Below are 223 nucleotides of genomic sequence, written 5' to 3'. Positions count from 1 at the left end.
CACCAAGGGACCGCAGGTCTTCATCCGGGTCGACGGCGCCTATGACAGCGTCCAGGCGATCGCCGATACGCCCATCGTCGCCGCCGGGCGGACGCTGAAGCTGTCCGACATTGCCGAGGTCCGCCGCGGCTACGAGGATCCTCCCACCTACATCATCAGGCACCAGGGTGAGCCCACCATCATGCTCGCAGCGGTGATGCAGGAGGGCTGGAATGGTCTGGCG

The 223-nt window shown here is 66.4% G+C and carries 1 protein-coding gene; it reads left to right on the top strand.

Annotation, left to right across the window (positions count from 1 at the left end; all coding sequences use genetic code 11):
* On the top strand, window positions 1–223 hold a 223-nt coding region (locus MOV75_RS43025), incomplete at both ends, for a hypothetical protein (protein WP_246933156.1).

This window comes from Bradyrhizobium sp. PRIMUS42, assembly GCF_023006515.1.
In the GTDB taxonomy this organism is placed as follows: Bacteria; Pseudomonadota; Alphaproteobacteria; order Rhizobiales; family Xanthobacteraceae; genus Bradyrhizobium.
The sequence above is the reverse complement of the archived record's forward strand: the minus strand, read 5'-3'. Positions and strand labels throughout refer to the sequence as shown.